Source organism: Streptomyces sp. JLYT201, from assembly GCF_059448825.1.
The window spans coordinates 6,610,739-6,637,570 of sequence record NZ_CM182551.1 but is presented as its reverse complement, the minus strand read 5'-3'; the positions used below and the strand labels follow the sequence as shown (position 1 = coordinate 6,637,570).

The window sequence follows — 26,832 nt, the reverse complement described above, 5'->3', positions numbered from 1 at the left end:
CGTCCGCCCCGCGCGAGGTTGGCGGGGCGGACGGGATGGCGGGGCTAGTCGTTGGTACGGGGCGTCTTCGCACGGCGCTTCGTCGGCGTCGGCTCCGGCTCCGGCTCCGGCTCCGGCTCCGGCTCCGGCTCCGGCTCCGGCTCCGGCTCCGGCTCCGGCTCCGGCTCCGGGGCAGTGTCAGGTCCGGTGAAGCCGAACGGCGGCGGCCCCTGCTCCGGCCCCGGCGAGCTGTCGGGCACCTTGCCGTCCTCCCAGGCGTGCGGGTTGGTGATCTCCGCCGCGAGCGCGGGGTCGGGCTCATCGCCAGGGGCGAGGACGATCCACTCCATGGTGGCGGGGTGCTGGACGTGCACCGCGGCGGTGAGGCGGGCCATCAGATCACCTTCGCCACGATGTGGGCGTCCGGGGTGTGCAGCACGGGCATGCCGACGGCGGCGCCCTTGGTCCAGATCTGCACCGGGTCGTCCTGGACCCCGCGGGTGATGATGACGCCGGGCCGGTCCTCCTTGGTGATCTCCGGGTTCGTGCCGCGCGACAGCGCCAGGCCCTCGGCCGTGACGCCGAAGATGGTCTGCCCCCACTTCGTGCGGTCCGGGGGCAGCATGATCCACCGGTCCTCGGGCAGCACCTTCGTCTGCACGCCGTCCACGCGCACCTGCCCCTTGTAGAAGGTGACCGGCGGCAGCCCGTAGTTGCCGCGCACCACGTTGATCTGCTGCGGCGTGAGCGAGGCCGTGGGCGTGTTGGAGGGGTTGACGCTGCCGTAGTAGGCAGCCCGGTAGGCGTTGTTCGCCGAGAGGAAGGAGAACGCCTTGCGGCTGGTGAGGACCATGTCCGGGAACGGGGCGCCCCGGTCGTCGAGGTACTGGATCCACGCCAGCTCGTCCTTGATCGGGTCCGACGTCGGATCGGACCACAGCTTCGCCGCGGTGGGCAGGTTGCCCGCGGGCACACCCCAGTCGACCTCGACGGTCAGGCCGTTCTCCGCGCTCAGGGAGAACTTCCCGTCCACCAGCACGTCACCCCAGGCCAGCTCGATACGCGAGCGGATCGCCTCGACGTGCCGTTCGGTGTCGTCGTAGAGCAGCTCGATGAGCCGGTCCTCGTCCGCGCCACGGGAGGTCTCCAGCAGGATCTGCTCCTGCTCCCCGACCAGGAGCTTCTGGCCGAGCGGAGGCAGCATGCCCTCGCGGGTGGTCTGCCACGCCTCACGGGTCGCGAACGGCACCGACGCGTCGAAGGCCCGGTACTTGGCGACGTTGACGTACCGGCCGTTGTCCTTGATCCGCCACTTCACCTCGTCCATCTCCAGGGACGGGATGATCCCGCCGTTCTGGGTGAGCAGGTGGTCCTTCTGCGATGGGATGGCGCGCGCGAATGCCGTGAGGTCGTGGGCGGAGACGTTCTTGATCAGGTCCTGGATGGTCATGGGCTGCCCCTCTTCACACGAACCGGATCTGCGGGCCGGTCACCGACACGGTGACCTTGCTGGGATCGATGCCGCCGGGCACCTTCGCCGCGGCGACCACGCCGTGCCACAGCAGCGCGGCGGGCACCTTCGCCGCGCCCGGGGCGAACAGCGTCTCGGCGAACACGAACCCGGCCAGCGCCTGACGGCCATCGGTCGCCGCCGGGTCGAACGCGCCATACAGACCCGAGGCGGTGATCTTGCCGACAGGCACCCCGGACAGGACCCGGCTGTAGGGCTGGGTGGTGTCCGTCGAGGCGACGTGGTGGGTTCCGGCGGTCAGCTTGGAGATGTCGAGCGTGATGGTCTCGGTGGAGTCGGTGCCGTGCAGCGACGCGAGCCAGGCCCGGTCAGCGGTGTACGACGTCGACGTGGTGATGGGCTGGAGTGTCACAGCCGTCCTCCCGTGGACGTGAAGCGAACGGAGTCCGCGCACTCACCGGTGGTGGTGGCGTCCACGGGAGGAAGCAGAGGCGTGGTCCCCTTCGGTCCGGCCTGCCCGCCGGTGGGTGTGGATCAGGTGGTGAGGAAGCCGCGTCGCCGGGCCATCTCCAGGCCCGCGGACCCCGGCTTGACCGGGGTACCGGTGCGCGACGGCGGCCCGCCGGCAGGAGAGCCGCCCGGCGCGGGCGGCGCAGTCTCACGGACGCTGCCGAACAGCTCGGGCCGCCGCTCCTTCAACTGCTCGGCGGCCGCGGCCACCGTCTCCTCGTCGACGTCGGCCTGCTCGACCAGGGCCCGGTCGATCAGGAGAGCGGCATCGTCCAAGTCCTCGCCACTAGCGCCAAGCCCCGCGAGCACCGCCCGCCGGGCAGCCGCCCGCTCCCTGACGATCGCCTGCGCCTCACGGGCCTGGGCGGCCTTCAGCTTCTCCTCGGCCTCCTGCTCCCGGCGCTCAATGTCCGACAGGGCGGCACGGTCCGCGTCCCGCTTCTGCGTGACGAACTCCGACAGCGCCTCGGAGTTCTCGAACCCGAGGTCGCCGAGCAGCTTCTTCACCGCCGCCCGGCCACCCTGGGTCTTCTCCCGGGCCAGGAGCCGCGACAGGTCGTCCTGCGTGAACGTGCCACTGCCCGCCGACGGGTCATCGTCCCCGCTGGGCTTGTTGGAGTCGTCGTCGGGTGCGGCACCGAGGATCGGGTAGATCGGCCGACCGTCACGGCGGGACCCAACCGGCGCAAGTGGGGAGGGAAGCGAGGGGCGCGTCATGCGTGAACCATCCACAAGTCTCCAGCGCCCCCGCGCCGTTGATCAGTCTACCGACTGGCGGAACGGTGCCTGACAGCAGCACACGCAGGAGGAAGGTCACTCTTCAGCAACCAGCCTCGCGTAGTAACTCTTTACCTCATGGTCGTCGTCCTGCCCCAAGCACTCATCACAAATTTCCTCCCCTCGATTATTCGGATGAAAAAGCTTGGGGCAACGTCGACACTCGACAAGAAACTCGAACGCTTCATTACAGTTGAAGCAAAGGTCAACAGGGGAAGCCGGGTCGTAGGCGGTCCGGACGTCACGCAGGAGGGCTTCATATTCACACCCAGGACAAGTACGAGCCTTAGAGAAACCGCCCATAACAGAGGCGATCTTCTCAACAGCATCCTCGAACCAGTCGATTCCGCAGAAGTGGCACCTGTTCACATTTCCATCCACGAGCAATGCGAACTGCCAACAGCTAGGGCACTCAATCACCCTGGGCGAATCCTTTTCGAGCTCGCTGCGCAGCCGCTTCATGCGCTTCGCGACGAAGGAGTTGACCTCAGCAAGGCCAGCTCGAATGCGCCTCATGTACTGCGTCTCAACTCGGGCCAACTCATCTTCGCTAAAAGTGCGCAGCAGCTGTTCATCGAGGAACACCTTCAAGAAGTCGAGCACCGCCGCAGCCCGCGCCTCAGTTGCGGGCCCACTAGCCGTCAAGCCATAGTGCTGCAGAGCATTACGGGCCTTAGCGAGGCTATTGAGCGCCTTAACATCCTTGTCACTCAGCTGAACCCCCACGATATCCCGCAACCGGTCTATCGCTTCGGAAGTACCGCAGCTTTCAAAGTCGCCGGACTCGAACCTACTTCGCACTGCGGTGCCAGGATTCTTGAAAACCAGACTCCAATGCTCCTGCTGCAGACGCGCCTTGAGTAAAACCTCAACTGCCGCCTGAAGATGCAGAACTGTGTACTTGAGGTCCTTCGCACTGACCTTCTCGCCAGTGTCCTTCACGAGGTGATCGACCACGCTGTGCAGGTAGTCAAGCCCGTTCTCGACAGGAGGGAAGCGCACATCGCTTCCTGGCAGTTCGACGTCAGGACCGATCCATACCCCGTAAGAGCTCATACCTCATGGTCGCTCCTTGCGGCCCCGCCAGAAAGTACTTTTCGAACGTCGGGCACCTCTGGATCCGCCGCAGGCAGCCCAAGATAGGTGCGAACTGCGACGTTGTCGCCGGTGGCGTCAGCAAGGCGTGCGGCTGCATCGAAGGCGCGGGACTGGATGCGCTCGATCTCATGCTGTGCATCGTCGATCGGGTACCCGGCATCCATGAGCATGCGCACGCCTGTCTCCACGGACAGGACCCCCGCGCCTACGCCCTTCACAACTTCATCAAGGACAGCAGCTCGGTCGGTCGGGGTGTGCGGCCCCCACACCAGGCGTGCGGGCAGCGACTCCCCCGCGGGCCAGCCGTCAGCCTGCCCTGCTTGGTGGAGGCGCTGCACCATGCGCAGCAGCACGACGTACTTATGGGTGCGGGCCAGCCGCATCGCGGCCACGAGGGAGTCGAGCGGCCCGAGGGCGAGTTGCAGGGCGTAGCCGGAGGGCAGGGCGGTGGGGTCGAGGGTGCCGAGGCCGGCGGCGGTGAGGCGTGAGTTCGCGGCGATGCGGTCGAGGACGTGGTCGACGCGGGCGCGAAGCTCGGCAAGCTGGGCGGAGGTGTCGAGGACGTCCATGCGGCCGTTGTCGTTGAGCTGCCACACGGTTCCGGCGCGGACCTTCACGGGCAGGGGCTGGCCGGTGGTGCGGTCGATGGGGAGGCGGGCTCCGGCGAGGCCGATGATCGGGGTGCCGGTGGTGGCCGAGGCTCCGGAGCTGTCGGTGTCGGTGGCGGACAGCTCGTCGAGGGCCTGGAGGACGGTGGCCACGGTGGGCTTGCCCCAGTGCTCGCCGCTCGCGGGGATCGAGTTGGTGACGTGGACGAGGGGGATGAAGTCGACCATGAGGTCGAGGCGGTCGAGGACTTCGCCGTCAGAGCGCACCCGGTAGCGGGCCTTGTGCATCGGCAGGTCGTACAGCACGTCGGAGTGCTTGAGGTCGTCCAGGTCCCATTCGGCGTCGGTGAGGAAGCACGTCCACGGCGATGGCCGGTTCGGCGCCCACGGGTAGGTGCGGGTGATCGCCCCGGTGTCTGGGGTGAGGGTGTCGCCCGCGATCAGGGCGGGTCCGCCGTCCTCTGCGGTCAGGTACTCGCGTACCGGGCTGCCGTCCTTCGTAGTACCGCGGCGGCTGGCTGGGGCGATGGGTGCCAGCTCGTAGGTGATCCGGCGCAGCCGCGCCTTCAGGCCGCGCCGCTCCTCCTCCGGCAGCTCCCACGCGAGGTGCACGCGGGCGGGGAACTCGGCACCGTCGTGTTCTCCGTCTTCCGGCCACTCAGGGAAGTACAGGCCTGGGTCCCAAGTGCGCAGCAGCACGCGCTGCTTGCCCGGGTCCCAGGCCAGGGAGTACACGGCGTCGCCGAGAAGGATCGCGGTGCGCTCGGCCTGCTGCACTCGGAGCGGCAGCAGTTCCTTCTCCGCCCAGTCCCGGAGCCGGTCCTGCACGGCGAGCGCCGCGGCGGCCTCGGCGCTCGGTTCGTCGTCGGCGCGCTCTGCCCCGGCGACGCCGATGGTCTGCTCAGAGCCGAGGAGGTAGCCGAGAGCGGTGTCGACAAGCTTGGAGGCGTCCCCGAGTTCACGGCGTTCCAGGCCCGTCTCGTCGTCACCCGCGACGGCGGCCAGTTGCCCAGCCTGGTTGGAGTCGTAGGCGGCCAGCATCCGGTACGCGGCAAGACGGCGCAGGTCCTCGTCCGGTACCCACGAGCCGGTCAGCTTCGCCCACTCGTTGCGGCGACCGGCACGGCGTGGGTCGGCCATGGCTGGCTTGTAGTCGAGCCAGCTCCACACGTCGGTGATCAGGTCGCGCAGGCGCACGGTGCCCCTCCAGGCATTCGGCCCCGCGCCGCATGATCAGGTTACGGCGCCTTCAACCTATTGCTTTCACTTCAACACAGGGCACCGGATCGCTTCCGCTGGGTAACATCGCTTGACCGGGTCAGCACCGTCGCTGACCGCTGATGTCCAGGGCGGGGGCAACGTGACGTCGATGCGAGCGCAACGGATTCACTTGGCGGCCTACGCCGCCCTACACGAGGCCCTGGCCCGGATCTACTGGTACAAGAAGGACCTCATCAAGTTCCTCAGGACCCGCGCGTCAGAGCACCCCGAACTCATCGCGGGCCTGGACTTCGACGACTACAAGATTGTGTTCGCCGAGACGTTTGTCGACCGACTCATGGCAAACGAAGATCGGTACCAGGATCTGACTCTCTCCGTCATGCTGGAGATTTCACAGATGGACTCGGGATCCTTCGCGAGCCTCAAGCGCCAACCGGATGCAGAGAAGCTACTGGCACAGGCCAACGCTGCTGTTGCCGAGCTGAAGAAATGGACTGAACACCACCGAGGGCTTCTACAGGAACGAGCGCACGTCCAGGCGCAAGTCGCTGAGCAGCAAGAACGGGAGAAGTGCCGCCGTGGAATCTCGCAACGACTCGCGGAACTGAAGGAGCAGTTCCTCCAACTACAGGTGGAGAGCAATCGGCAGCGTGCAGGAAGGGAGTTCGAGCCCTTCCTGAACTCCCTCTTCAACCTCTTCGACATGCAGCCTCGCCTTGGCTACGTGCTTGAGTATCAACAGATCGACGGCTCAATAACCTTCGATACCGACGACTACGTACTTGAGGCGAAGTGGCTGGCGGACGCGGTGGAAGCCGGTCCGCTCATGCTCTTCAACGATAAGGTACGCCGCAAGGGTAAGAACGCACTCGGGCTCTTCATTAGTGTCAACGGGTTCAGTGCTGGTGCGCGGGCCGCCTTTCGAGAGGGCACGTCCTTCCTGACCATGGACGGCACTGACCTGTTCTGCGTTCTCGACGACCGCGTGCGGCTCGACGACCTTCTAGCGCACAAGAAGAGGCACGCGAACGAGACAGGTGACTGCTACTTCCCTGCCCACTTGATGCTCAACGGCTAACGCCCAGCCTGGCCAGCCTCAGCCACAGCCTCGTCATAGCCAGGCGCACCCGGCACCGGGACGGACGAGCAGGCCGCAACGAACCCCGCTCGGTCCCCCGCAGTCCGCTCCCGCCCCCCCAGCCTCTTCCACTGCGCCTCGCACTCGCGCTCACTCGGGCTCGCCTTGGACGGCGCCACACCGCTACTGATCTTCTGCTGCTGCATCGCCAGGCCCTCGCTGCGCCCCAGCTTGTACGTCTCGCGCACTCGCTCCAGATGCGCGGCCCGCCGCTCTTCCTCGTTCGGCTCATCGGCCTTGTCCGCGCAGCCTGCGATAGAGGCAACCACGACCACGGCACAGCACAGAACGCTGGCCCAACTCCCCCTGCTCCCCATGATCGGGAGGCTAGCAGCAGGCCTGGCGGGCTGTTTCCTGATCGGGCCGTTTCGACCGGGTCATCCACAGGCCTCTGGATATCCACAACTACCACGCAGGGATCAGGCTTCTCTCATAGTGTGAGTCGCACGTCATCGAACTCGCCTGCTCGGTCGGCATGTTCAGCAGCCTGGCGCAACATGTCGCGCCAACACACCTGGGTGCCAGGCGAGTAGGGAGAGATCGATGTCGCACGGATCGGACAAGTGTCGTTGTTCCGAACCGGCCCGAGATGGGCGAAACGGCCGGTTGGTGTTAACGGTGCTGATCCAGCTTCTACTCGGGCTGATCAACCGCTAGCCAACCGACCGTTCCCCTCAGAAGCGCAGGACTGGGCCTAGGAATCCATGGTCCTGTGCGCTCACTGCGGCGGGCTGCTGCTCAAGCAGCGGCCCGCCGTCTGCGTCAGGTGACGCTTATGACTCTTAAGACCCTAGGGCAGGAAGGCAAGTTATTTGCGTCGTTCGGAACAGGAGCACAACTACAAGTTGGCCTACAACTCTGAACCGGGTCAGCGCCGTCCGTCGAAGCGCCCGTCGTGTGTGCTTCCCGGTAGCGTGTCGAGCTGGTCAGGGTCGGCCAGTTCGGTCAGACCGTGTACGGCAGCGTCCATCCGGTCGGGGCTGTCCATGCCCTCGACCCAGGTGACCATCTGGTCTTCGAGGTCGGTGTACTCACCCACGTGGTGCACGAGCTGCTGTTCGTAGAGCTGGGCCACCGGCGCCGCGCGGAGGCGTTTGCCGACCTTGGCGGTGACTTCGAGGATCATCGGCATGAGCAAGCCCTTGGTGGCGCCTTCGCGGCGGAGCTGCTCCCATGCTTGGGTGACGATCTGTCGCGCCATGTCGCCGCCGTAGTTCTTCTCGACCACGATCGCGTCTGCCTTGAGTTCCAGGGCCAGGCGGCAGGCGGCGAGGCCCCAGTCGTTGGCGCCCATCGAGCCGGAGCGGTCAGCCAGGAGGTAGAGGTGGCGGTCGAAGTCGCGGCCGACGCCGATGACGCCGGTCTCGTCTCCGACGGTGGACTCTCCGCCGGCGGGGTCGACGGCGACGACGATGCGGGCCATATCGAGGCCGGAGAACTGGACGGCGTTGAGGCGGGCGGTGTCGATCCACTCGCGCTTCCACACGCCTCCCTCGGGCGGGCGGGGCTTTTGCATGTAGAGGGCGCCCCAGACGCGTTCCCCGACGCGCTTGCGGGTTTTGGCGTGGTGGGCGGCGTCGAAGCGGTCGGGCCATAGCGGTTCGCCGGGCTTGCGGCCCAAGGGGTCGTGGGGGTTGTCGGCGAGGGCGGGGAGGTCGATGACGCGCCAGGCGTCGCGTTCGGTGGCGAGGATGCGTCCGGCGAGGTCGTCTTCGTGCCATCGGGTTTGGATGAGGCAGATGGCGCCGGTGGGTTCGAGTCGGGTCTGGAGTACGGAGGTCCACCAGTCCCAGGCACGCTTGCGCATGGTGGGGCTGTCGGCGTCGGCCATGTCCTTGACGGGGTCGTCGACGATGGCGATGTGGGCGCCGCGGCCGGTGAGGCCGCCGCCGATGCCTGCGGCGAGGAGGCCGCCTTCGCCGCCGACGATGTCGAACCGGTTGGCGGCCTTGCTGCCGGGCGCGAGCTGGATGCCGAGGTCGTCGCCCCAGGTGTAGATGGCGTCCCTGATCCACCGGCCGTGGTCGTCGGCGAGGTCGGCGGAGTAGCTGGCGATCATCATGCGGTGCCCGGGGTTGCGCCGCAGGTACCAGAGCGGTGCCCAGCGTGAGGCGCGTCGGCTCTTGCCGTGCCGCGGGGGCATGGTGAGCATGACGCGGTCGCAGCGCCCTTCGGCCATGTCGATGAAGGCTCGGTCGATCAGGTCCAGGTGTGGGGCCTGCATCTCCCGGCCGCCGGTGAGGACGGCAGCCAGGGCGCCTGGGGAGCGATCCATGGCGAGTTGGCGCTCGGCACGAGCGAGGTCGGCCCGTAGCGCGGGCGTTGCCTGCCGCACGATGGCACGTCTACGGGCTGGGGGCAGGGTCCTGTACCGGGCGACGACGCTCGCGTGATTGCGTGGGGTCATGCGGTGTCGGGGTCGGTGAGGTCGATCAGCGCGTCGAGTTCGTCCGTGGTGACGTCCTCTACCTGAACAGGGCCGCCCTGAGGGCCGGAGACCTCGGTCTTGGTCGGCATGTCGAGTCCGAGGAGGCGGGCGCGGCGCTCCATGATGCGCAGCGTCCGGTCGACCGCGGCGAGGTCCTGGTCGCGGACGGCCCTCTTGTACGCGACGAAGAACAGGCGGTCGAGCCGGTCGGCTTCGAGGGCCCGGAGTTCGTCAACGTCGTCGTTCAGCTCAGCGCGGCGGTCGGCCAGTGCGGTGCGGACGTCTCGGCAGGCGGCGTGGATGAGGGCTTCGTCGGACGGCGGGTCCTGCTTCTTGCGGTACCGCTCGATGCCGTAGCCCTGCGGGTAAGCGAGGTTGGCGGAGTTGGCGGCCGGGTCGGCGGCCAACTTGCGGGCGATCGTCAGCCAGTCCACGCCCGCCAGGCGCAGGTCGATGGCATCCGAGCGGCGGCGCGCGATAGCCGCACGCGCGGCTTTGTCCGGGCGTCCCACGTCGGGGTCCTCCACAGCTGGGGGGGGGCGCCCCCGCGCCGACTCCATGATCGCATCCAGTGCAACTCCTGTCCTCTCACCGAACTTCACAAAGTCCCTGTGGGATCCGGCCGTGAGGATTACGCTGCCACTCGAAGACGGATCGTCTTGATGACGGGAATCATCAGGGCATCATGGTCCGGCGACGACGTACATAGACCGAGCGGATCCGGCGATCTGCTCGGCCCGCCAGCGATGTCGCATGGTCGTAGCGACCTGCTTCGCCACATACCGAAGAGCCTCAACGCACCGCCTGATCCGCACCACCTGAGTTTCAACCGCCGGCACGAAATTCAGTTCAGCCACCCGCTGTGGCCGAACTGGCGTGCCCGCGACTGTTCGGCCCTATCACGAAGGGATCGAGCAGTGGACTCGACCGTCATCCTCTGGGTTCTCGCCTGGGCGGGGGTGGCCTCGATTGCCGTTGACCAACTCTGCGGTCTTCTCCGGAGTTTGCGGCGCTTGATCACGGCTTGGCATGCACTCCGCCGCACAGCGCGCGGCGAGGAAGAACCCGAGGAGAGCGAAGCCTGCCAACCAGCCGAAGAAGAGAGAACGGAGCCGAACGGCGATCGCCCGGCTCCGCCAGCCCCACAGCAATAACATCTGCTCGCCCTCGCTGCGCCTCTCGGGCCAGAGCAGTTTCTGCCAGAGCGCCCCACAGGCGGGTCCCCCACAGCTCGGGGGCGCCCCCACCCACGCCCACCACCACGACCGCACTCGCCTCGGTAGTGCTCGTACACGCACGCAGCCGTCAACAACGTGGGACTTCCCAGGGTTGGCCCACACGATGCCTCCGTGTCCGATACGGTGCCCTCGGAGTGGCGCCGATGCAGGGCAACGCGTGGGCGTCAGCTGCTTCTTGCTCCTGGGCAATCCGACGACTGCCTGCGGTAGCAGCTGCAGCCGGGATGGCAGCCCGCTCTAACTCGAAACCTTCAACGACCAGGTGACCACCCCACTGAGGGGTAACGCAGTTTCAGCGTCGGATGGAACTCGGACTGACCACACACGTGGTCGGACCGAGTGTGCCATCGATGCGCTCGGTCCGGCCCCTGGCGTAAGGAATTCGAACAGTGGACTCGACCGTCATCCTCTGGGTTCTCGCCTGGGCCGGGGCGACCTCCATTGCTGTTGACCAACTCAGAGTCCTATTGGGCAAGTTGCGGCACCTGGTCATGGCTTGGCACGCACTCCGCCGCACTGCGCGCGGCGAGGAAGAACCCGAGGAGAGCGAAGCCTGCCAACCAGCCGAAGAGGAAGGAACGGAGCCGAACGGCGATCGCCCGGCTCCGCCAGCCTCACAGCAGTGATATCTGCTCGCCCTGATCCTTTCGCTTACACAGCCCGGGATTGGGCGGCGCATCAGGTGCGTTGCGGTGAACCCGGAGCCACCATGCGAATTGATAATTGCGGCATGTCCGATAGCGGACTGAGCGCCGGAGCGGTTCTCCCCGGGGGATACTGTGCTCGCCCCATCCGGCGATGGGGCGAGCGTTATTGAGCCGCACGAAGAGGCCAGGGACGAGCGCGGGTCCGTCCCACTGCTCTCCGGGGGCGCCTTCGAAGGCCAGGTGGGCGTTCTTGGACCAGTCCCATGGGTGAGGCAGAGCGCAGAGGTACCAGGCGAGCGGAGCGTTTTGGGTGGGGAGTTCGAGGAGTTGGTGTCGGCGGGCTGGGTTGATGCGCGGCCTGTCGGGCTGGCCGAAGCTGCGGAGGCAGTGCTGGTCGAGGGCCACGTGCCGGATGCCCGCTAGCCACATGATCTGATAGCGGTCTCGTGAGTCGATGTAGATCTGTATTCGCTGTGACACGCACTCCCCATTTCCTGCAAATCAGCCGAGAGATTCATTCCTTTTCATTGTCAATTTTATCAAATTTCCCACCAATTCCAGATGCCTGTCATGCCGGAAGCCATTCGGGTAAGGCATGTTGAATTCCTCATCCAGCGCCCTTTCGTATTCCTCCCTGGGGAGAGCTACGGGTCGGCGGCAGGTGGCTTTGAGGTTGGACCCGCTAAGGTCGCTGACCTCGACTTCTTTGAAGTACCTGCGGAGTAGGGGTTCCAGGGTTTCCGGGGTGTGGAATCGGAGCTTTTGCCACTTTCCCTTGACGAAGTTCATCTCCACGTTGTCTTCGTCGAGGAAGCTCATCTTCGTGGTGGCGGTCGATGATGTGACGCGCTTGGCCTGCTCGTCGCGGAGCTCGCGGGCGAGGTTGCGAGTGCCGAGGCATACGACTCCGTCGGCTGCACAGAGGGCGTTGACGGTGGTCATCACCCAGTGCTGGTAGTCGAGGGATGTGGTGGCGTTGATGACGGAGTCGAGGACGACGACGTCGAACAGACCGTGAGTCTGGATGTCCTTGTCGATGTCGCGGATCATGCCGACAACGGCGCGGACGTCGACCGCGTACGAGCCGTCGCGGCAGCGGTAGGGCTCGTAGTCGTGGATGTTGAAGCCCTTGGCGCGTAGGTGTTTGGCGTAGTCGCCATATCCGGCTCCGAAGTCCACGACGCGGTGGCTGGGCTTGAGCCAGGGGGTGACGAGTTGGTCCCAGGTTTCGGAGCCGTAGGCGAGCTTTCCGGCCTTGGCCTTGGAGGAGAACTTCCGGAGCCGTTTGGGCTGGACGATGTGCTGGTTCCACACGGGTGCCTTGTTCTCGATGGCAGTCCAGTCGTAGACGCCGTACTCACCGGTGAGATCGGCGTGGAGCTGGGCGGCCTCAGAGGAGGGCACGGTCCAGGCGAGGACGTCGAAGCGGGAGAGGGAAGCGACGACGGCGTACTCGGCGTTGAGGACGACGCGGCCCTGGTCGTCGATGACGATGCTCCCCCACGGGCCGTGGCCGGCGGTCATGTGGGCGATGGCGTTGACGAAGGAGAGGTTTCGCTGCTCGGCGACGCGGATGGTCTGCCAGGGGATCCACGACCAGGAGCCGATCTCGCCGGGTTCAGCGTAGACGACGCTGGCTTCGGTCTCGACGCGGTTGTGCAGGAGGTTGAACTGGATCTCGTCCTGCAGCCGGACCTTGGTGCCGAGCATGACCGCGGGAGTATGGGTGAGGCCGATGGCCTTGAGCCCTTTGGTGCGCTGGTGGCCTGCAACGAGGGTGCCGTCGGCGTTAAGGATGACCGGCTTGACGACGCCGTGACGGCGGAGGGATGCCTGGAGTCGAGTGAAGGCGTGCTCGCTGAGGCGGCGCGGGTTGTAGTCGGCGGGGCGGAGCTGATCGAGCGGGTAGGACTCGTGGAAGGTCGTGGTGGGGGCGCTCATGCGGGCTGGCCTTCCTCGTGGGCCTGCTGAAGGACGTGCCAGCCGAAGCCGAGGTCGCTGTTCGTGTCGTCGACGAACCGGGTGTAGATCGCGTTGAGGGCCTCGACCTCTTCGGAGGTGATCCGGACGCGCTTGGACTCCCACTGGAGGTAGCCCCACTGGAGGTAGTCGACGGTCGCGGCGGCGCCAGTTCCCGCTCCGTCACTGGTGAGTTCGAGGGTTTCAGGGAGGGATGTGTCGTCGAGGAGCTGGTCGACGCTCTCGCGGTCGTAGCCGGTTCCGGCGAGGTCGGGGATCTCGGAGAGGACTTCGGCCAGGAGCTGGGTGTCGTATCCGGCGAGGTCGTTGGTGCGGTTGTCGACGATGACGATGCGGGCTGCTGCGTCGTCGTCAACGTCGATCCAGGTGACGGCGATCTGCTGCCAGCCGAGCTGCTGGGCGGCGGCGAAGGTGTGGTTGCCCGCCAGGATTTCGTTGGCGCGGCCGGTGTGGCTGCCCTTGTTGACGACGATGGGCCGGTACTGGCCGTTGACGGTCAGGGATTCGGTGATCGAGTCGATGTCGCCGTTGCGCGGGTTGCGGTGGTACGGCGTGAGGTCCGCGGTGGGTACGGCGAGTGGCTGGAGCTGCTCGGGGATGTTGGCGTGCGTCGCGGTCACGGGGAGTCCCTTGTGTAGGCCGTTCCCCGCGCCCTACGCACGCCAACACTAGACGATCACTGGGGTCTGTCCGCGGTGGTGGGGTGCTCCGCGGGCTGAGGCTGTACGGATCCCGTCGCCCGCTGCGGTGGAGCGATCGCGCCGTGCGTAGCGTCCGGGGGCGCGGTGGGCTCCGTGTTCCGGTAGCGGTGCAGTTCCGCACGTATGGCGTCGAGGTGGTCGTCGGTGATGGTGCTGGCGGTGAGCCGGTCGATGTCGACCCGCTCACGGCTGGGGCGCGAGGTGGTCATGCCTTGGACGCTAGCGGTTGTTGCACCGGCAGAGGCCAGAGGGTAGGCACCAGGAGTCGCAGGCCTTGCACCACATGGCTCCCGGCACGGGCGGATCTTGCTGTTCCTGAGGCGAGTTCACCTGGAAGTGCGTCATGCTGCGGCTCTCTTCGGGGACTTGGGGGCGGTGGTGTTGTGCAGTTCCGCGTGAAGTCGGCCTGCCTTCTGCCGCCGGCCTGGCTGGGTCTTGGTTCCGGGGTCTCGTTCGGCGAGGGCCTTCAGTGCTGGGCCGTCCCGTTCGGCGAGGAGCCGCAGGTAGAGCTCGCGGTCTTCCGGGCGCCCTTTGAAGTCGTCTGCGCTCATGGCTCTCCTGAGTGCACGGGGACCCGCCCCAAGTGGTGGGGCGGGTCCGGTCGCGGTCGTGGCCCTGGTGGACACCCGGTGGTTCCGCTTCCTGCGCGGAGCCGGTGCCTGGCGGGTAGGGCGCGGGGGATTGGCCACCCGCCAGGCACCGTTGGGAGTGCCGATGCCACGGCGTGTTGGCGGGCCGGTTCCTCGGCTGTGGCCGTCCCCGCCAACAAGATAGACCGTACCACTGTTGAGTGTTGGGATCTATCTTTCTGTCTGGGTCACCTGTAGTCCGTGCAGTCGGCGGCGAGAGGGTGGTCCTTGTGGTCTTCGCAGACGGCTGACCCGGTGGCGGGATCGGTGCCGCCGTCGTGGAGTTCACAGATCCAGTAGCCGCACACGACGCAGATTGCGGAAGCGAGCTGGTTCTGCGGGTCGTCGAGGCTGGCGTCGCACACGCGGCAGATGCGCGGGGGCAGGGTTCCATCGTCGGGCCAGGTCCTCATGCCGTTGATGCGTCGGGGGCGCTTCACGGGGTCGGTTCCTGTTCGGCTGCGGGAGCGGCTGGGGCGTCGAGCTCCAGCAGGGCGGCTTCGAGTTCGACCAGGCGGGCGGTCAGCATGAGGGGAAACCTCACCTGGACGGACCGTCCGGCGCCGATGAGGAGTTCCCCCGCGGCCTGCCGTGAGAGCGAATCGGCTCGCTCCAGCATCTCCCGATCACCGGTGCTGCGCGCCTTGTTGAGGTTCCGGGCTGCCAGCCGGATGGGGCGGGCGGCGTCGCTATCGTATTCGTCGAGGGCGTCAGCTTCGGGGGCAACGGCGAAGAGGTTCTGGTTGCAGTTCCGCATGGTGCGGTAGTCGTTGATCATGCGTGCCTTCGAGTTGGGGCGGGCGGGCGCGCTAGCCGCCCGCCGTCTGCGAACGGGTCAGCTGGCGAGCGCGGGGCCGCTGTCAGCGGGGTCCCCCTCGGCCGCGCCGCTGGCTTCGCCTTCATCCACTGTCGTGTGCGACTGGCTCGCTTCGCCGTCAGCGTCGCCACTGCCGACGGCAGAGGCGGCCTCGCCCTCCTCCTTGGCTGCGGATGCGGGCTGCGCGGTCTCGGGCTCGTCCTCGCCACTGCCGTTGACGAGCGCGGCCAGCTGCGCCTGTGCCGCCTCCGCTTCGGCGGCCAGGTCGGGTGCGGTCATGTCGGGGTTGACCATGATCGCGGTGGCGTCTGCGTGCGCCTTGGCCTGACGGAGCTGGAAGCGGGCCTTCTGGAGGAGGTCGGAGACCCGGTCCATCTGCTCCAGCCGCTTGCCCACCTCTCCCTCCAGGTGGCGGGCGAGTTCCATCGGGTCAGCCTTGCGGATGCCGTCGAGCAAGCCGCAGATGCGCTCGATCTCATCGAGGTCGCTGCGGGTCTTGGCCTGCTCGCGCACGCGCTTGGCCTTCTCCTCGTCCGTCATCTCCTCGACCTGGACCATGGAGTCCTGCGCAGGCGCTTTCTCCTGCTTGCGCATGGCGTAGGCGATGTGGACGAGCTGGTTGTCGGTGGTCTGGCCCTTCTTCCAGGTCTCGAACACGGCCTTCTGGTTGCCCGGGGTCAGGGCTGCGATCTGCACGGCGGCCTGGGTGCCGATGTGGCCGAGGTCGACCGCCTTGGCGATCTCGGGGCGCAGGGCGAGCAGCGCGAGGCGCTGAGTGACGTACGGGACCGTCTTGGAGAACGTCGCAGCGACGGTGGCGGGGGTGGCGTCTTCTTCGGCATCGAGGACCTTCTTGAAGCCGCGGGCTTCCTCGAGCGGGAGCATGTCCTCGCGGTTCAGGTTCTCAGCCATGGCCTTCTTGAAGGAGGTGAGGTCGTCGATGCCCTCCGCCCCGTCCCCCAGGAGGATCTTCGCCTCGATGGTGATGTTGCCTGCCGCGTCGTTGGCCCGGAAGCGGCGTTCTCCGGCGACGAGCTCGTACCCCTTGTCGGCCTTGCGGACGACGACCGGCTGCAGCAGGCCGTGCTGCCGGATGGAGTCGGTGAGTTCCTTCAGCGCCTCCTCGCCGAAGGTCTCGCGGGGCTGGCCGGGGTTGCGGTGGATCTGGGCCATCTTCAAGGTCGCGTACTTGTGCGGCATTTCGGGCTCCAAGAGGTCGAGGGGAGGCTTTTCCTCCCCCTCTTCACGCTTCTATTCTATATGCATTGGGTGCAGGAGTCCACATCGATTTTGAGATTTCCGCAGGTCAAACGGCTGAGTGCGAGCCCTCCCCCGATGGGCCCGCACTCACAGCGCAACGCATGTTCAGTTCACGCGGTCACGCCAGCCGCGCTCGGCACCCCCTGCCGCGGCTCGACCTTCTTCGGGTCGACCACAGCCAGGGCCCCAAGCAGCTCCACCACCTCCCCGTCCGCCAGGCGAACGTTCGGCACGCCACCGGACTCCTCCAATCGAGCCAGTACGCGCCCGAGTTCGATGTGCACCCGTCGCCTCCATGTCGCGGCGGTCCGCCCCGCCGACTGGGACGGCCATCAATTTAGATCCCCACACAGAAGAGCTCGCGGCACACATCAAGGGGTCATGGGGTGCCGTTCTCACCTTCGCGGTTCGGAGGGCGGAAACGAGGGGGGAGACCCGCATGCTGGGCGCAGCGACCTACTTCTACCGTTACAGATCTTGCTGTGCATGTCACCCATTGTCAACTAGCCTAGACATTAGACTTCGCGAAGCCATGTCCCGCCCACTGACCTGCACTTCGCTCTTCGCCAGAAGTCCACACGCCGCGCCGAATCCGCCGAAGGAGTAGCCCCCGATGCCGCTCGGCCTGGATATCCCGCTATCCAGCAAGCTCGCCCTCCTCCTGCGGCGCAAGCTCGGCAAAAGCGGCAGAACGCCCAGTACGCGGGCACTTGCCGCAGCAACCGCGCAAACGGCGGGCGGCAAACCGGCGATGACTCATCAAGTTGTCAACGATCTACTCAACGGCGTCAAGGACAACCCGACAACGTCACAACTCGTTGGCCTCGCAAAGGCTTTCGATTGTCCGATAGCGTACCTACTGCCGGGTTACAACGGTTTGACCTCGCTGTCGGTCTATGAAGGCCAACAAGACGCCCGCGAAGCACTGCGACTCATCCACGACCTGGGTGAGGCTGGAGCTGCTGAACTCTTGGAGGCCGCACGTGAGATCCGACTGCGCCATGGCCGCAGCGACCTCAGCGTCCCCGAGGTTCCCGAGCCGCCGCCCCCTGCCGCCGAACCTCCGCGGCCAGGCCGGCGGAGGCGACTCAGCTTCAGCGAAGCAGCCGAGCGGGCCGTCTCCGATCTGGAAGGAACCTGAAAATGGACGGCATCGTCTTCGGCCTGTGCGCTCTGGTCTGCATAGCAGGCACCGCGCTCTCAGGCCGCGAGGCTTGGCGTCAGCGCGCCCGCGCGGAGTACCGCATAGCCCGCTTCGCACGCACGGTGGCCTTCGGTGTCTGCGGCGTGGGGGTCCTGTTCGCGGTGCCTCCCGTGGAGTCGTTCTTCGAATCCGTGACCGGGATGAACAACGCCGCCAAGCTGGGCGCACACATCTGCGCGGTGCTGTGGTGCGGCAGCCTCCAGCTCATGCTCGTCGACTGGTCATACAACCGCGACGTGCTCAAGGCGAGCCTCTACGCGCGTATCGCCTTCGGCGTGTGCGTGCTGGCCGCGATGCTCCCCCTGTTCATCGGCGCTACCGACGAGAGCGTCGAATTCACCACTGAGTTCGCCAAGGTGCCCGGTGTCACCGTCTACCTCATGGTCTACCTCTGCTACGTGGCGGTGACGTGCGGAGAGATAGCCTTCCTGTGCTTCGGAATGGCCCTGTCTACCCGCCAGGGCGGCCACGCGTGGATCGCCCGCGGCCTGACCCTGTCCGCGACGGCCGCCATCCTCGGCGTCGCCTACGCCGCCAGCAAGGGCTCGTACCTCGTCACGCACTATCTCGGGCACCCTTGGCCCCTGCGGTACGAGGAAGTCGTCTCGCCGCTCCTGGCGGGCCTGGCCGTGATCGCACTGATCACGGGCCTGACCATGGCCATGGTCGGCAAGCGGCTCGCCTCCCGGAAGACAGCGGTGTCAGTGGGTACCTGACAGCTCCGGCGGCAGTTTCCTCCAGTGCAGCACGACGCGGCCTGGCTCGATGGTGCGCACCCCGCGGGCCCTCGCGGGGAACACCTCCACCTTCTCCAGGAGGAGCCTGAGGATTGCTCTCCGGGAGGCGTGCGGCGCGTTGTTCCACCACCTGACAAGGTCCTTCGCGCCGCCTAGCTTGAAGTTGGCCATCTGTTCGGCGAAGCGGATCCGCGCGGCGATCTCCTTGACGCGGGCGGTGATCTCACGGTCGGCGGCAACGAACGCTTCGCTGCTGATCTCGCGCTTGCCGTACAGGGCGCCAGCCTCGGCGCGACGCGCCGTCAGGTCCTCGACCTCCGCCTTCATGTGCTCGACCTGTTCGCGCACAGCCTGCTGGGCCTTGAGGATCTGCTCCCGCACGCCCGGCTTGAGCAGCTCGGCCACGGCGTACTCGGCAACGTGGGTCTCCAGCAGCTCAGCGTCGATGCGGACTTCGCCGCAGCCCCCGCCATGCCCCTGCTTGTCCTTGGGGCGACACCGGTAGCCAGGCGTTCCGGCGTTCGTGCGCGCTCCCTGGAGAGGGAACGCGCACATGCCACATTCACTCCCGCCGTCAACGAGAAGGTAGGGGTACACAGGGGCTGCCGAGGCAGGCTTCCGGCGCGCGTCCCGCTCCTGGAGAGCTTCGAACTCCTCGCGGGTGATCACGCCAGGGTGGTTGGCGTCGACGAGCTTCCCCTCGTCGTCGTAGCGCAGTCCGGCGATGGCCGGATTGCGGAAGAGCCTGCCGACGGAGGCATCCTTCCACTCTCCGCCCATCGTGCCTCGGTAGCCCTCGCCGTTCGCCCACGTGGCGACGTCGCCGTTCGACTGCTCCTCGTCGGCCAGCGCACGGCTGACCATCTGCCGAAGAGGGTCCACTTCGTCATCCCGTAGCCGCTGACGCGACTGGTCGTCGAACCCGTAGAGCCGTGGCATGGTCGTCCGTTCTTCTCGTGCCCCGTTAGCCGCCCGATCTTAGGCCACAACCCCCCGAAGCGGGCCATGCCCCAGACAGGCCGGAACACAGGTCACAACTGATCGCTGCGCCTACGGGCTCACGCCGAGGACCTTCCAGAGCGCAGCCGTGGGGATCTTCACTGTGCGCCCCAGCACGAGTGGCTGCACAGGGAATGAGCCTTCCTTGATCAAGTCGTAAGCCTTGTGCGTCCCGATGCCCAGTGCCCGCGCCGCCGTGACGACGTTCACCGTCGGCGGCAGCGCCAGCAGCTCCTGCAAGGTCATGTCGGTGACCTTGGAGTTTGTGACTGTCGAGGCGTTCTTGTTTGTCATCGCTGTCGCGTCCTCCCCCGCGCCAACGTGAGTTTTAGGATACGACAACACTGGAGTGTTGGGGCAAGATGAGGGCACGGCCCGCCAAGGACCGGCACAGAACGTCCACAAGTCACGGCTACGGAGAGGGACCCGTGTTCGACCCCAGCTACTCGCGGCAATGCGCCTGCCAGGAACCCGTCCTCAACGAGGACGGCTCGCCGGTACTCCTGGCGAACGGAAGACCCAAGAAGCGCAAGATCGGCGCCACCTGCCCCAAGCTCGAACAGAAGGGCCACGGCACCTGGTACTTCTACTTCGAGCTCGAAGCCGGCGAGGGCGGAACACGGCAGCGTGTGCGCCGTGGCGGCTTCGCCAAGAAGGACGATGCGAAGAGGAAGGCCGAGGAGATCTACCTCCAGGCCACCGGCGGCGCCGACGTCATGAGCAAGACGACGGTCGGCGAGGATCTGCACGCCTGGCTCAAGCGCAAGAAGAGCCTGGCCCGCACCACCCGGCACGGCTACGAGGAGCACATCAGGCTCTACCTCGAACCGCACCTGGGCCACGTCAAGCGACGCGACCTCAAGCTCCGGCACGTCGAGGCGATGTACGACGCCATCGAGCGGGAGAACGCCGAGCGGCTGCTCCACCACGCCAGGGTGGTCGAGCTGGAGCAGAAGCGCGACGCCGCCCACACAGCCTGGGTTCGAGCCGCTGGAAAGCAGCAGGAACGCCGCGAGGCGCGTCAGGCGTACCTGAAGGCCAACGCGGCCCTCCGTGAAGGCCGCATGGGCAAGCGGAAGATCACCAGTGCGGCGACGATGCACCGCATCAACGCAACGCTCAGCTCGTTCCTCAACAGCGGGATCAAGCGGCAGGAGTACGCAACCAACCTGGCCTCGCTCATCGAGCTGCCGCCGATCAAGCGGCCCAAGCCCCTCGTGTGGACGCCCGAGCGCGTCGAGGAGTGGAAGCGCACGGGCGTGAAGCCGGGGCCGGTCATGGTCTGGACGGCGGAGCAGACCGGAGCCTTCCTGGACTTCGTCCGAGACGACCGCCTGTACGCGATGTGGCACACCTTCACGTTTATCGGGCCGCGGCGCGGAGAAGTGGCCGCCCTGCCGTGGACAGAGGTCAGCGTCACCGCTCTCACCCTGCGGATCTCCGCGCAGATCGTCGAAGTGGCCTACCGGCTGTACGGCGAAGCCCCCAAGGCCGACAGCGTCCGCACGAACACCCTGACCGAGGAATCCGGCAGAGTCCTCACCGCTTGGCGCATCCAGCAGGACAAGGAACGCGAGCAGTGGTCCGGGGTGGAGGCCTGGGAAGAGTCCGGCTGCGTCTTCACCCAGGAGAACGGAGCACCGCTTCACCCGGACTGGATCAGCCGACGCTTTCAGCGCCTCGTGGAGCTGTCCGGGCTCCCCCCTGTGCGCCTGCACGACCTCCGCCACATCTCTGCCACCCTCTCGCTGCTCGCCAAGAACGACATCAAGACGGTCCAGGAGAGGCTGGGGCACTCCTCGCGCCAGATCACCTCGGACACGTACACCAGCGTCCTGCCCGAGCTGATGCGTGCCGAGGCAGAAGCGACCGTCGCGGTCGTTCCTCGGGATGTGCCCTTCGAAGTGCACCGCCCGCTTGAGATACCCGGCAGAGCCTTCCGGAACGACGTCGTCGCGCTCTTCGTGCACGCTGCCCGGTACGGCGGGGGGCTCTGGGTGGTGGGCGCTCAGCTACGGCATGACGGCAACGCCCTGGGAGAGATCCGAGCCATCAGCAAGGGGCCGGACCAGACCTGCGACGCCGCTATCAAGTGGATCAGCGAGCACTGCGCCAGCAACGGTTACGAACTGCTGCGCATGGAGAACCACTCGGATCGCTACTCGGAGGACCAGCGCCCCTACTTCGCACTGATGCGGTTCTTCATCGCCCGCCCCGCGGGCCAGACCGTGAACAGCTTCCTGAAGCTCCGGCCTTCGGGCTCGGACGGAAGCCTCCAGGCTCCCCCCTCTCCGGCAGGTCAAGTCACCTGCGATGGGGGACCGGACGAGGTGCTGCGTCCCGCAGCCTGACCTGCGTCCCGAATTTGTCCTGCCGATCATGAACCCTTGATCAGGCAAGAGCCGCCAGGACCCCTTGACCATCGCCCCGACCAGCAAAGTTGCTGGTCAGAACGATTCTTCGCGGGTGACGCGAGGTGGGGCGGGTGGGACTCGAACCCACGGCCGACGGATTATGAGTCCGCTGCTCTAACCGGCTGAGCTACCGCCCCTAACGGCGCGTCGCGCACATTTGTGCGCGCCGTCTGCCGCAGCATAGCCGCTCATACGATCTCCTGCTTCGGCTGGTCGGCATCGCACGACCATGAGGATGCCGCTGCGGCCCGCGCGGTTCCACCAGGGGCGGAACGAGTTCGGGTGCGCGGGTCTCGAGGGGCCGGGCGAGGGGGCGTTGGGGGCGGGGTCCGGGGGGCGGCTCCGGCACGCGCGAGGACCCCTGGGCGCCGTGGTGGTGCCTCAGGGGTCCTCGTCGTACAGCTCTCCCGACTGGACTCGAACCAGTAACCTGCCGGTTAACAGCCGGCTGCTCTGCCAATTGAGCTACAGGAGACCGAGCTCCCCCGACTGGACTCGAACCAGTAACCTGCCGGTTAACAGCCGGCTGCTCTGCCAATTGAGCTACAGGGGAATGACTCTTGGTGACGGAGTCACTGCAACAATGTCACTTGCCTGGGGATTCCCGGGCGGCGTGCGCTCGCTGCGACACATACATTAGCGCAAGCAGGGGGGTGCTCCGCCAATCGGTATCCCCAGGCGACCGACGTCGGCAGTCGAGGCAAGGGAAAGGGTGGCCGTCATGCGCTACCGGCTCACGTTCGTGGCAGGTCTGGCTCTGGGGTACGTGCTCGGCACGCGCGCCGGGCGCGAGCGTTACGAGCAGCTGAAGAAATCCCTCCGCGAGGTCTCCCAGAACCCCGCCGTGCGCAACACCGTCGAGTCCGCCGCCCTCCAGGGACGCGAGGTCGCGGGCAAGGCCTTCCACACGGTCTCGGAGAAGGTGGGCGACCGCATGCCCGAGTCCGTGGCCGAGCGGGTGCGGTCGCTGCGCGAGCGCGGGCAGGGCGAGGCCGAGGACGACTGGGGGACCAGCAACACCTAGAGGGTCAGGCAGCACCTGGGCAGACAGGTAACACCTGGGCCGTCGGATGACACCTGGGCCGTCAGGTGACACCTGGGCCGTCAGGCGGGGCGGGGGTGACGTGGTCGTCGCCCCCGCCCCGTTCCGTCTCGTCCCGTCCCGCAGCCACCGCCTTACCGGACGTCTGTGCGGGGCATCCCCCCGGGTGCGGCAGAATCCTCGGCATGGGGATAGTCGCGGGGTTGGACAGCTCGCCCGATTTCACACGCATCGTGGTCTGTGACACCGACACGGGCGCCGTACTCAGGCAGGGGTACGCCCCTCATCCGCTGGAGGGCCCCGAAGGCGCGCGGCCCAGCGACGTCGATCCACAGGCCTGGCTGCTCTCCCTCGGCGAGGCCGCGGGCGGCGGGCTCCTCGAAGGCGTCCAGGCGATCGGCGTCTGCGCGCAGGAGCACGCCCTCGTCCCCCTCGACGCGCAGGGCGCGACCGTGCGGCCCGCGCTCGTCGGCAACAACCCGCGCGCCCAGGTCGCCGCCGCCGACCTCGTCGACGGGCTCGGCAGCCGCCAGGCCTGGGCGCAGGCCGTGGGCTGCGTCCCGCAGGCCGCACAGCCGGTCGCGAAGCTGCGCTGGCTGGCCCGGCACGAGCCGGAGGCGGCGCTGCGCACGAGCCTGCTCATGCAGGCCCCCGACTGGCTGGTGTGGCAGCTCCTGGGGCGGCCCGCGCGGCGCACGACGGACCGGGGCGGCGCGTCCGGCACCGGCTACTGGTCGGCGGCGACCGGCGGGTACCGGCCGGATCTGGTCGAGCTCGCGCTCGGCCACCAGGCGATGCTGCCCGAGGTCATCGGCCCCGCGGACGCCGCCGGGACGACGCCGGAGGGCCTGCTGATATCGGCGGGCACGGGCGCGACCATGGCCGCGGCGTTCGGCCTCGGCGTGATGCAGGGCGACGCGGTGGTGTCGCTCGGCGCCTCCGGTTCCGTGATGGCCGTCCACCACGAGGCCCTGGTCGACCCGAGCGGCACGATCACCTCGCTCGCCGACGCCACCGGCATGCACCTGCCCGTCGTGCACACGGCGAACGCGGTGCGCGCGCTGCGCGGCACCGCCGAGATGCTGGGCGTCCCGGATCTGGAGACGCTCTCCGACCTGGCCCTGAAGTCGACCCCCGGCGCCCACGGGCTCGTCCTGCTGCCCTATCTGGAGGGCGAGAAGACGCCGAGCCTGCCGCACGCGGCGGGCACCCTGACCGGACTGCGGCGCGAGTCCATGAAGCCGGAGCACCTGGCGCGGGCGGCCTTCGAGGGCATGCTCTGCGGGCTCGGCGACGCGCTCGACGTGCTGCGCGGGCGCGGGGTGGAGGTGCGGCGGGTGTTCCTGCTCGGGTCGGCCGCCGAGCTGCCCGCCGTGCGGGCCGCCGCGCCGATGCTCTTCGGTACGCAGGTCGTGGTGGTCCAGCCCGCCGACTACGCCGCGATCGGCGCCGCGCGCCAGGCGACGTGGGCGCTGACCGGGCAGCTGCCGCAGTGGCGGGGCGCGGTCACGCAGGTCTTCGAGCCGGGCGAGGAGCTCGCGGTGGGGCAGGCGGTGCGCCAGCAGTACGTGACGGTGCGCGAGCAGGCGCACCCGGGCGCGTTCGCGCCCTGAGCCGCCCCCACAACCCCGCGCCCCACGCCCCACCCCGGCCCGTCACCCAGCACCCCGCGCCCCCGCCTCCACCCGTCACCCGTCACCCGTCACCCGTCACCCGTCACCCGTCACCCGTCACCCAGCATCCCGCGCTCCGGGCCCAGCCCTCGCGCCTCGGGAAGCCCGCGCCCCGCGCCCCGCGCCCCGTGCCCCGCACCCCGCGCCGCCCTAAGCCCCGGGGCACCGGAACCAGGGCCGCGACCAAGACGGCCCCGTGCGCCCCACGCCTCTCCCACGCCCCGGACACCTCGGACGCCCCGGGCGTCCGCACGCCCCGGCGCACCTCCGCATGCCCCGGCACGCCCCCACCCGCCCCTCAGACCGGAATATGGCATTCCGCCACGTTCCGTGAGGGAAATGAAGCGTTCAGTGTGCCCAGAACTTGACCAGGGCTGATTTTTGACCCGGTCATGGGTTAATCGGTTGCACACGCCCGGGGTCGGTGGCGCAGGATGGTGGGCGGCCCTTCGCCCGCCGCCCCGACTCCGTCCCAACTCCGAGACTCTGCCGAGAGACGAGCGTGCTCATACGACTTCTGCGGACCCACCTGGGACCGTACAAAAAGCCCATCGCCCTGCTGGTGCTCCTGCAGTTCCTGCAGACCTGCGCCTCTCTCTACCTGCCCACCCTGAACGCCGACATCATCGACAACGGCGTCGTGAAGGGGGACACCGGCTACATCCTGACGTTCGGTGCCGTCATGCTGGCCGTCACCGTGGTCCAGATGGTGTGCAACGTCGGCGCGGTCCTGTACGGCGCGCGCACCTCCGCCGAGCTCGGCCGCGACGTACGGGCCGCCGTCTTCGACCGCGTGCAGTCCTTCTCCGCGCGCGAGATGGGCCAGTTCGGCGCGCCCACCCTGATCACGCGGACCACCAACGACGTGCAGCAGGTGCAGACGCTGGTCCTGATGGCGTTCACCCTGATGGTGTCGGCGCCGATCATGTGCGTCGGCGGCATCGTCATGGCGCTCGGCCAGGACGTGCCGCTGTCCGGCGTGCTGCTCGCCGTCGTGCCGGTGCTCGGCATCAGCGTGAGCGTGATCGTGCGCCGCCTGCGGCCGCTGTTCCGCACCATGCAGGTGCGGCTCGACACAGTGAACCGCGTGCTGCGCGAGCAGATCACCGGCAACCGCGTGATCCGCGCCTTCGTGCGCGACCCCTACGAGAAGGACCGCTTCCGGGGCGCCAACAGCGACCTGACCGACGTCTCGCTCGCCAGCGGCAAGCTGCTCGCGCTGATGTTCCCGGTCGTCATGACGGTGGTGAACCTGTCGTCGATCGCCGTCGTCTGGTTCGGCGCGCACCGCATCGACAGCGGTGCCATGGAGATCGGCGCGCTCACCGCGTTCCTCGCGTATCTGCTCCAGATCGTCATGGCCGTGATGATGGCCACGTTCATGTTCATGATGATCCCGCGGGCCGAGGTGTGCGCCGAGCGCATCCAGGAGGTCCTGGACACCGAGACCAGCGTCGTGCCGCCCGCCGAGCCCGTCCGCGAGCTGCGCGGCCACGGCCACCTGGAGCTGCGCGGCGCCGGGTTCCGCTACCCGGGCGCGGAGGAGCCGGTGCTCAAGGGCATCGAGCTGACCGCGCGGCCCGGCGAGACGACCGCCGTGATCGGCTCCACGGGCAGCGGCAAGTCGACGCTCCTGAGCCTCGTACCGCGCCTGATGGACGTCACCGAGGGCGAGGTCCTCGTCAACGGCGTCGCGGTGAGCGCCCTGGAGCCCGCGCTGCTCGCGCGGACCGTGGGGCTCGTCCCGCAGAAGCCGTATCTGTTCGCCGGGACCGTGGCCGGCAATCTGCGGTACGGCAATCCGGACGCCACCGACGAGGAGTTGTGGCACGCCCTGGAGGTGGCGCAGGCCAAGAGCTTCGTGGAGTCCCTGGAGGAGGGGCTCGACGCCCCCATCGCCCAGGGCGGCACGAACGTGTCCGGCGGGCAGCGGCAGCGGCTCTCCATCGCGCGCACGCTCGTGCAGCGCCCGGAGATCTATCTGTTCGACGACTCGTTCTCCGCGCTCGACTACGCCACCGACGCGGCGCTGCGGGCCGCGCTCACGCACGAGACCCGCGAGGCGACGGTCGTGATCGTCGCGCAGCGCGTGTCGACGATCCGCGACGCCGACCGGATCGTCGTCCTGGACGAGGGCCGGGTCGTCGGCACCGGCCGCCACCACGAGCTGATGGCTGACAACGAGACGTACCGGGAGATCGTCCTCTCCCAGCTGACGGAAGCGGAGGCCGCGTAATGCCCCCTGGTGGCATGGGTGGACC

25 protein-coding genes and 3 tRNA genes are annotated in these 26,832 nt (G+C 67.6%); 7 read left to right on the top strand and 21 right to left on the bottom strand.

Going from position 1 to position 26,832, the window contains the following annotated elements; translation table 11 throughout:
- Positions 1-44: 44 nt before the first annotated feature.
- From AC5WAM_RS28065 to AC5WAM_RS28040, 6 genes are all read right to left on the bottom strand, one after another.
- Positions 45-374, bottom strand: coding sequence for a hypothetical protein (locus AC5WAM_RS28065; protein ID WP_495519211.1), 330 nt, complete (start codon positions 372-374; stop codon positions 45-47).
- Positions 374-1,429: a major capsid protein gene (locus AC5WAM_RS28060; protein ID WP_495519210.1), complete on the bottom strand. Its 1,056-nt coding sequence runs from the start codon at positions 1,427-1,429 to the stop codon at positions 374-376. Before AC5WAM_RS28060 ends, AC5WAM_RS28065 begins: the two co-directional genes overlap by 1 nt.
- A gap of 13 nt (positions 1,430-1,442) precedes the next feature.
- Positions 1,443-1,862: a head decoration protein gene (locus AC5WAM_RS28055; protein ID WP_495519209.1), complete on the bottom strand. Its 420-nt coding sequence runs from the start codon at positions 1,860-1,862 to the stop codon at positions 1,443-1,445.
- Positions 1,863-1,984: 122 nt separating this feature from the next.
- Positions 1,985-2,677 (bottom strand): hypothetical protein, encoded by a 693-nt coding sequence (locus tag AC5WAM_RS28050; RefSeq protein WP_495519208.1) that lies wholly within the window; start codon positions 2,675-2,677, stop codon positions 1,985-1,987.
- A gap of 96 nt (positions 2,678-2,773) precedes the next feature.
- Positions 2,774-3,793: a hypothetical protein gene (locus tag AC5WAM_RS28045; protein WP_495519207.1), complete on the bottom strand. Its 1,020-nt coding sequence runs from the start codon at positions 3,791-3,793 to the stop codon at positions 2,774-2,776.
- Positions 3,790-5,640: a hypothetical protein gene (locus tag AC5WAM_RS28040; RefSeq protein WP_495519206.1), complete on the bottom strand. Its 1,851-nt coding sequence runs from the start codon at positions 5,638-5,640 to the stop codon at positions 3,790-3,792. The genes AC5WAM_RS28045 and AC5WAM_RS28040 overlap by 4 nt, the downstream gene beginning before the upstream one ends.
- A 172-nt stretch (positions 5,641-5,812) precedes the next feature.
- On the opposite strand from AC5WAM_RS28040, the gene AC5WAM_RS28035 reads away from it, so the two are divergent.
- Positions 5,813-6,742, top strand: coding sequence for a restriction endonuclease (locus AC5WAM_RS28035; RefSeq protein ID WP_495523662.1), 930 nt, complete (start codon positions 5,813-5,815; stop codon positions 6,740-6,742).
- A gap of 928 nt (positions 6,743-7,670) precedes the next feature.
- Here the strand turns inward: AC5WAM_RS28035 and AC5WAM_RS28030 are convergent.
- The 10 genes from AC5WAM_RS28030 to AC5WAM_RS27985 form a co-directional block, all read right to left on the bottom strand.
- Positions 7,671-9,137: a terminase large subunit domain-containing protein gene (locus tag AC5WAM_RS28030; protein WP_495519205.1), complete on the bottom strand. Its 1,467-nt coding sequence runs from the start codon at positions 9,135-9,137 to the stop codon at positions 7,671-7,673.
- Between the two features lie 68 nt (positions 9,138-9,205).
- Positions 9,206-9,742 carry a hypothetical protein gene (locus AC5WAM_RS28025; RefSeq protein ID WP_495519204.1) on the bottom strand — a complete coding sequence of 179 codons (537 nt, stop codon included), beginning with the start codon at positions 9,740-9,742 and terminating at the stop codon, positions 9,206-9,208.
- A 1,874-nt stretch (positions 9,743-11,616) separates the two neighbouring features.
- Complete coding sequence (locus AC5WAM_RS28020) at positions 11,617-13,056, bottom strand: methyltransferase domain-containing protein (protein ID WP_495519203.1); 1,440 nt, start codon at positions 13,054-13,056, stop codon at positions 11,617-11,619.
- Positions 13,053-13,715, bottom strand: coding sequence for a ParB/RepB/Spo0J family partition protein (locus tag AC5WAM_RS28015; RefSeq protein ID WP_495519202.1), 663 nt, complete (start codon positions 13,713-13,715; stop codon positions 13,053-13,055). The genes AC5WAM_RS28020 and AC5WAM_RS28015 overlap by 4 nt, the downstream gene beginning before the upstream one ends.
- A gap of 56 nt (positions 13,716-13,771) precedes the next feature.
- A complete protein-coding gene (locus AC5WAM_RS28010) occupies positions 13,772-14,005 on the bottom strand; it encodes a hypothetical protein (RefSeq protein ID WP_495519201.1) in 234 nt (77 codons plus the stop codon).
- 132 nt (positions 14,006-14,137) lie between these two features.
- On the bottom strand, positions 14,138-14,347 hold the full coding sequence (locus AC5WAM_RS28005; RefSeq protein WP_495519200.1) for a hypothetical protein: 210 nt from the start codon (positions 14,345-14,347) through the stop codon (positions 14,138-14,140).
- A gap of 266 nt (positions 14,348-14,613) precedes the next feature.
- Positions 14,614-14,865, bottom strand: a complete 252-nt coding sequence (locus AC5WAM_RS28000) for a hypothetical protein (protein WP_495519199.1) — start codon at positions 14,863-14,865, stop codon at positions 14,614-14,616.
- Entirely contained in the window at positions 14,862-15,203 is a 342-nt protein-coding gene (locus AC5WAM_RS27995) for a hypothetical protein (protein ID WP_495519198.1), read from the bottom strand. Before AC5WAM_RS27995 ends, AC5WAM_RS28000 begins: the two co-directional genes overlap by 4 nt.
- Before the next feature lie 57 nt (positions 15,204-15,260).
- Entirely contained in the window at positions 15,261-16,442 is a 1,182-nt protein-coding gene (locus tag AC5WAM_RS27990) for a ParB/RepB/Spo0J family partition protein (RefSeq protein ID WP_495519197.1), read from the bottom strand.
- A 170-nt stretch (positions 16,443-16,612) separates the two neighbouring features.
- The gene (locus tag AC5WAM_RS27985) at positions 16,613-16,786 is read right to left on the bottom strand and encodes a hypothetical protein (protein WP_172387314.1); all 174 of its coding nucleotides are present in this window, start codon (positions 16,784-16,786) and stop codon (positions 16,613-16,615) included.
- Between the two features lie 329 nt (positions 16,787-17,115).
- Between AC5WAM_RS27985 and AC5WAM_RS27980 the strand changes: the two genes are divergently transcribed.
- On the top strand, positions 17,116-17,643 hold the full coding sequence (locus AC5WAM_RS27980; protein WP_495519196.1) for a hypothetical protein: 528 nt from the start codon (positions 17,116-17,118) through the stop codon (positions 17,641-17,643).
- A gap of 2 nt (positions 17,644-17,645) precedes the next feature.
- Entirely contained in the window at positions 17,646-18,422 is a 777-nt protein-coding gene (locus AC5WAM_RS27975; RefSeq protein WP_172387312.1) for a hypothetical protein, read from the top strand.
- Here the strand turns inward: AC5WAM_RS27975 and AC5WAM_RS27970 are convergent.
- The gene (locus tag AC5WAM_RS27970) at positions 18,408-19,382 is read right to left on the bottom strand and encodes a recombinase family protein (protein WP_495519195.1); all 975 of its coding nucleotides are present in this window, start codon (positions 19,380-19,382) and stop codon (positions 18,408-18,410) included. The genes AC5WAM_RS27975 and AC5WAM_RS27970 overlap by 15 nt on opposite strands.
- A 111-nt stretch (positions 19,383-19,493) precedes the next feature.
- A complete protein-coding gene (locus AC5WAM_RS27965; RefSeq protein ID WP_253917176.1) occupies positions 19,494-19,736 on the bottom strand; it encodes a DNA-binding protein in 243 nt (80 codons plus the stop codon).
- Between the two features lie 134 nt (positions 19,737-19,870).
- Here AC5WAM_RS27965 and AC5WAM_RS27960 point away from each other — a divergent pair, with 134 nt between their 5' ends.
- Positions 19,871-21,793, top strand: coding sequence for a site-specific integrase (locus tag AC5WAM_RS27960; RefSeq protein ID WP_495519194.1), 1,923 nt, complete (start codon positions 19,871-19,873; stop codon positions 21,791-21,793).
- A 126-nt stretch (positions 21,794-21,919) separates the two neighbouring features.
- Here the strand turns inward: AC5WAM_RS27960 and AC5WAM_RS27955 are convergent.
- The 3 genes from AC5WAM_RS27955 to AC5WAM_RS27945 all read right to left on the bottom strand — a co-directional run bounded on the left by AC5WAM_RS27955 (position 21,920) and on the right by AC5WAM_RS27945 (position 22,409).
- Positions 21,920-21,993, bottom strand: a tRNA-Ile gene (locus AC5WAM_RS27955).
- A 265-nt stretch (positions 21,994-22,258) separates the two neighbouring features.
- Positions 22,259-22,331 (bottom strand) — tRNA-Asn (locus AC5WAM_RS27950).
- A 5-nt stretch (positions 22,332-22,336) separates the two neighbouring features.
- Positions 22,337-22,409, bottom strand: a tRNA-Asn gene (locus AC5WAM_RS27945).
- A 159-nt stretch (positions 22,410-22,568) separates the two neighbouring features.
- On the opposite strand from AC5WAM_RS27945, the gene AC5WAM_RS27940 reads away from it, so the two are divergent.
- The 3 genes from AC5WAM_RS27940 (at position 22,569) to AC5WAM_RS27930 (ending at position 26,807) form a co-directional block, all read left to right on the top strand.
- Positions 22,569-22,880 (top strand): YtxH domain-containing protein, encoded by a 312-nt coding sequence (locus tag AC5WAM_RS27940; protein WP_366793559.1) that lies wholly within the window; start codon positions 22,569-22,571, stop codon positions 22,878-22,880.
- Positions 22,881-23,083: 203 nt separating this feature from the next.
- Positions 23,084-24,511 (top strand): FGGY family carbohydrate kinase, encoded by a 1,428-nt coding sequence (locus AC5WAM_RS27935; RefSeq protein ID WP_366793558.1) that lies wholly within the window; start codon positions 23,084-23,086, stop codon positions 24,509-24,511.
- Positions 24,512-25,073: 562 nt separating this feature from the next.
- Positions 25,074-26,807, top strand: a complete 1,734-nt coding sequence (locus AC5WAM_RS27930; protein WP_495519193.1) for an ABC transporter ATP-binding protein — start codon at positions 25,074-25,076, stop codon at positions 26,805-26,807.
- Positions 26,808-26,832: the final 25 nt, after the last annotated feature.

Bases quoted from the DNA above. Each gene is read 5' to 3' on its own strand.
- AC5WAM_RS28050 (WP_495519208.1), bottom strand. From the start codon at position 2,677: ATGACGCGCCCCTCGCTTCCCTCCCCACTTGCGCCGGTTGGGTCCCGC.
- AC5WAM_RS27995 (WP_495519198.1), bottom strand. From the start codon at position 15,203: ATGATCAACGACTACCGCACCATGCGGAACTGCAACCAGAACCTCTTC.
- AC5WAM_RS27935 (WP_366793558.1), top strand. From the start codon at position 23,084: ATGGGGATAGTCGCGGGGTTGGACAGCTCGCCCGATTTCACACGCATC.
- AC5WAM_RS28010 (WP_495519201.1), bottom strand. From the start codon at position 14,005: ATGACCACCTCGCGCCCCAGCCGTGAGCGGGTCGACATCGACCGGCTC.
- AC5WAM_RS28020 (WP_495519203.1), bottom strand. From the start codon at position 13,056: ATGAGCGCCCCCACCACGACCTTCCACGAGTCCTACCCGCTCGATCAG.
- AC5WAM_RS28035 (WP_495523662.1), top strand. From the start codon at position 5,813: ATGCGAGCGCAACGGATTCACTTGGCGGCCTACGCCGCCCTACACGAG.
- AC5WAM_RS28065 (WP_495519211.1), bottom strand. From the start codon at position 374: ATGGCCCGCCTCACCGCCGCGGTGCACGTCCAGCACCCCGCCACCATG.
- AC5WAM_RS27975 (WP_172387312.1), top strand. From the start codon at position 17,646: ATGGACGGCATCGTCTTCGGCCTGTGCGCTCTGGTCTGCATAGCAGGC.
- AC5WAM_RS28005 (WP_495519200.1), bottom strand. From the start codon at position 14,347: ATGAGCGCAGACGACTTCAAAGGGCGCCCGGAAGACCGCGAGCTCTAC.
- AC5WAM_RS27965 (WP_253917176.1), bottom strand. From the start codon at position 19,736: ATGACAAACAAGAACGCCTCGACAGTCACAAACTCCAAGGTCACCGAC.
- AC5WAM_RS28060 (WP_495519210.1), bottom strand. From the start codon at position 1,429: ATGACCATCCAGGACCTGATCAAGAACGTCTCCGCCCACGACCTCACG.
- AC5WAM_RS27980 (WP_495519196.1), top strand. From the start codon at position 17,116: ATGCCGCTCGGCCTGGATATCCCGCTATCCAGCAAGCTCGCCCTCCTC.
- AC5WAM_RS28045 (WP_495519207.1), bottom strand. From the start codon at position 3,793: ATGAGCTCTTACGGGGTATGGATCGGTCCTGACGTCGAACTGCCAGGA.
- AC5WAM_RS27990 (WP_495519197.1), bottom strand. From the start codon at position 16,442: ATGCCGCACAAGTACGCGACCTTGAAGATGGCCCAGATCCACCGCAAC.
- AC5WAM_RS27970 (WP_495519195.1), bottom strand. From the start codon at position 19,382: ATGCCACGGCTCTACGGGTTCGACGACCAGTCGCGTCAGCGGCTACGG.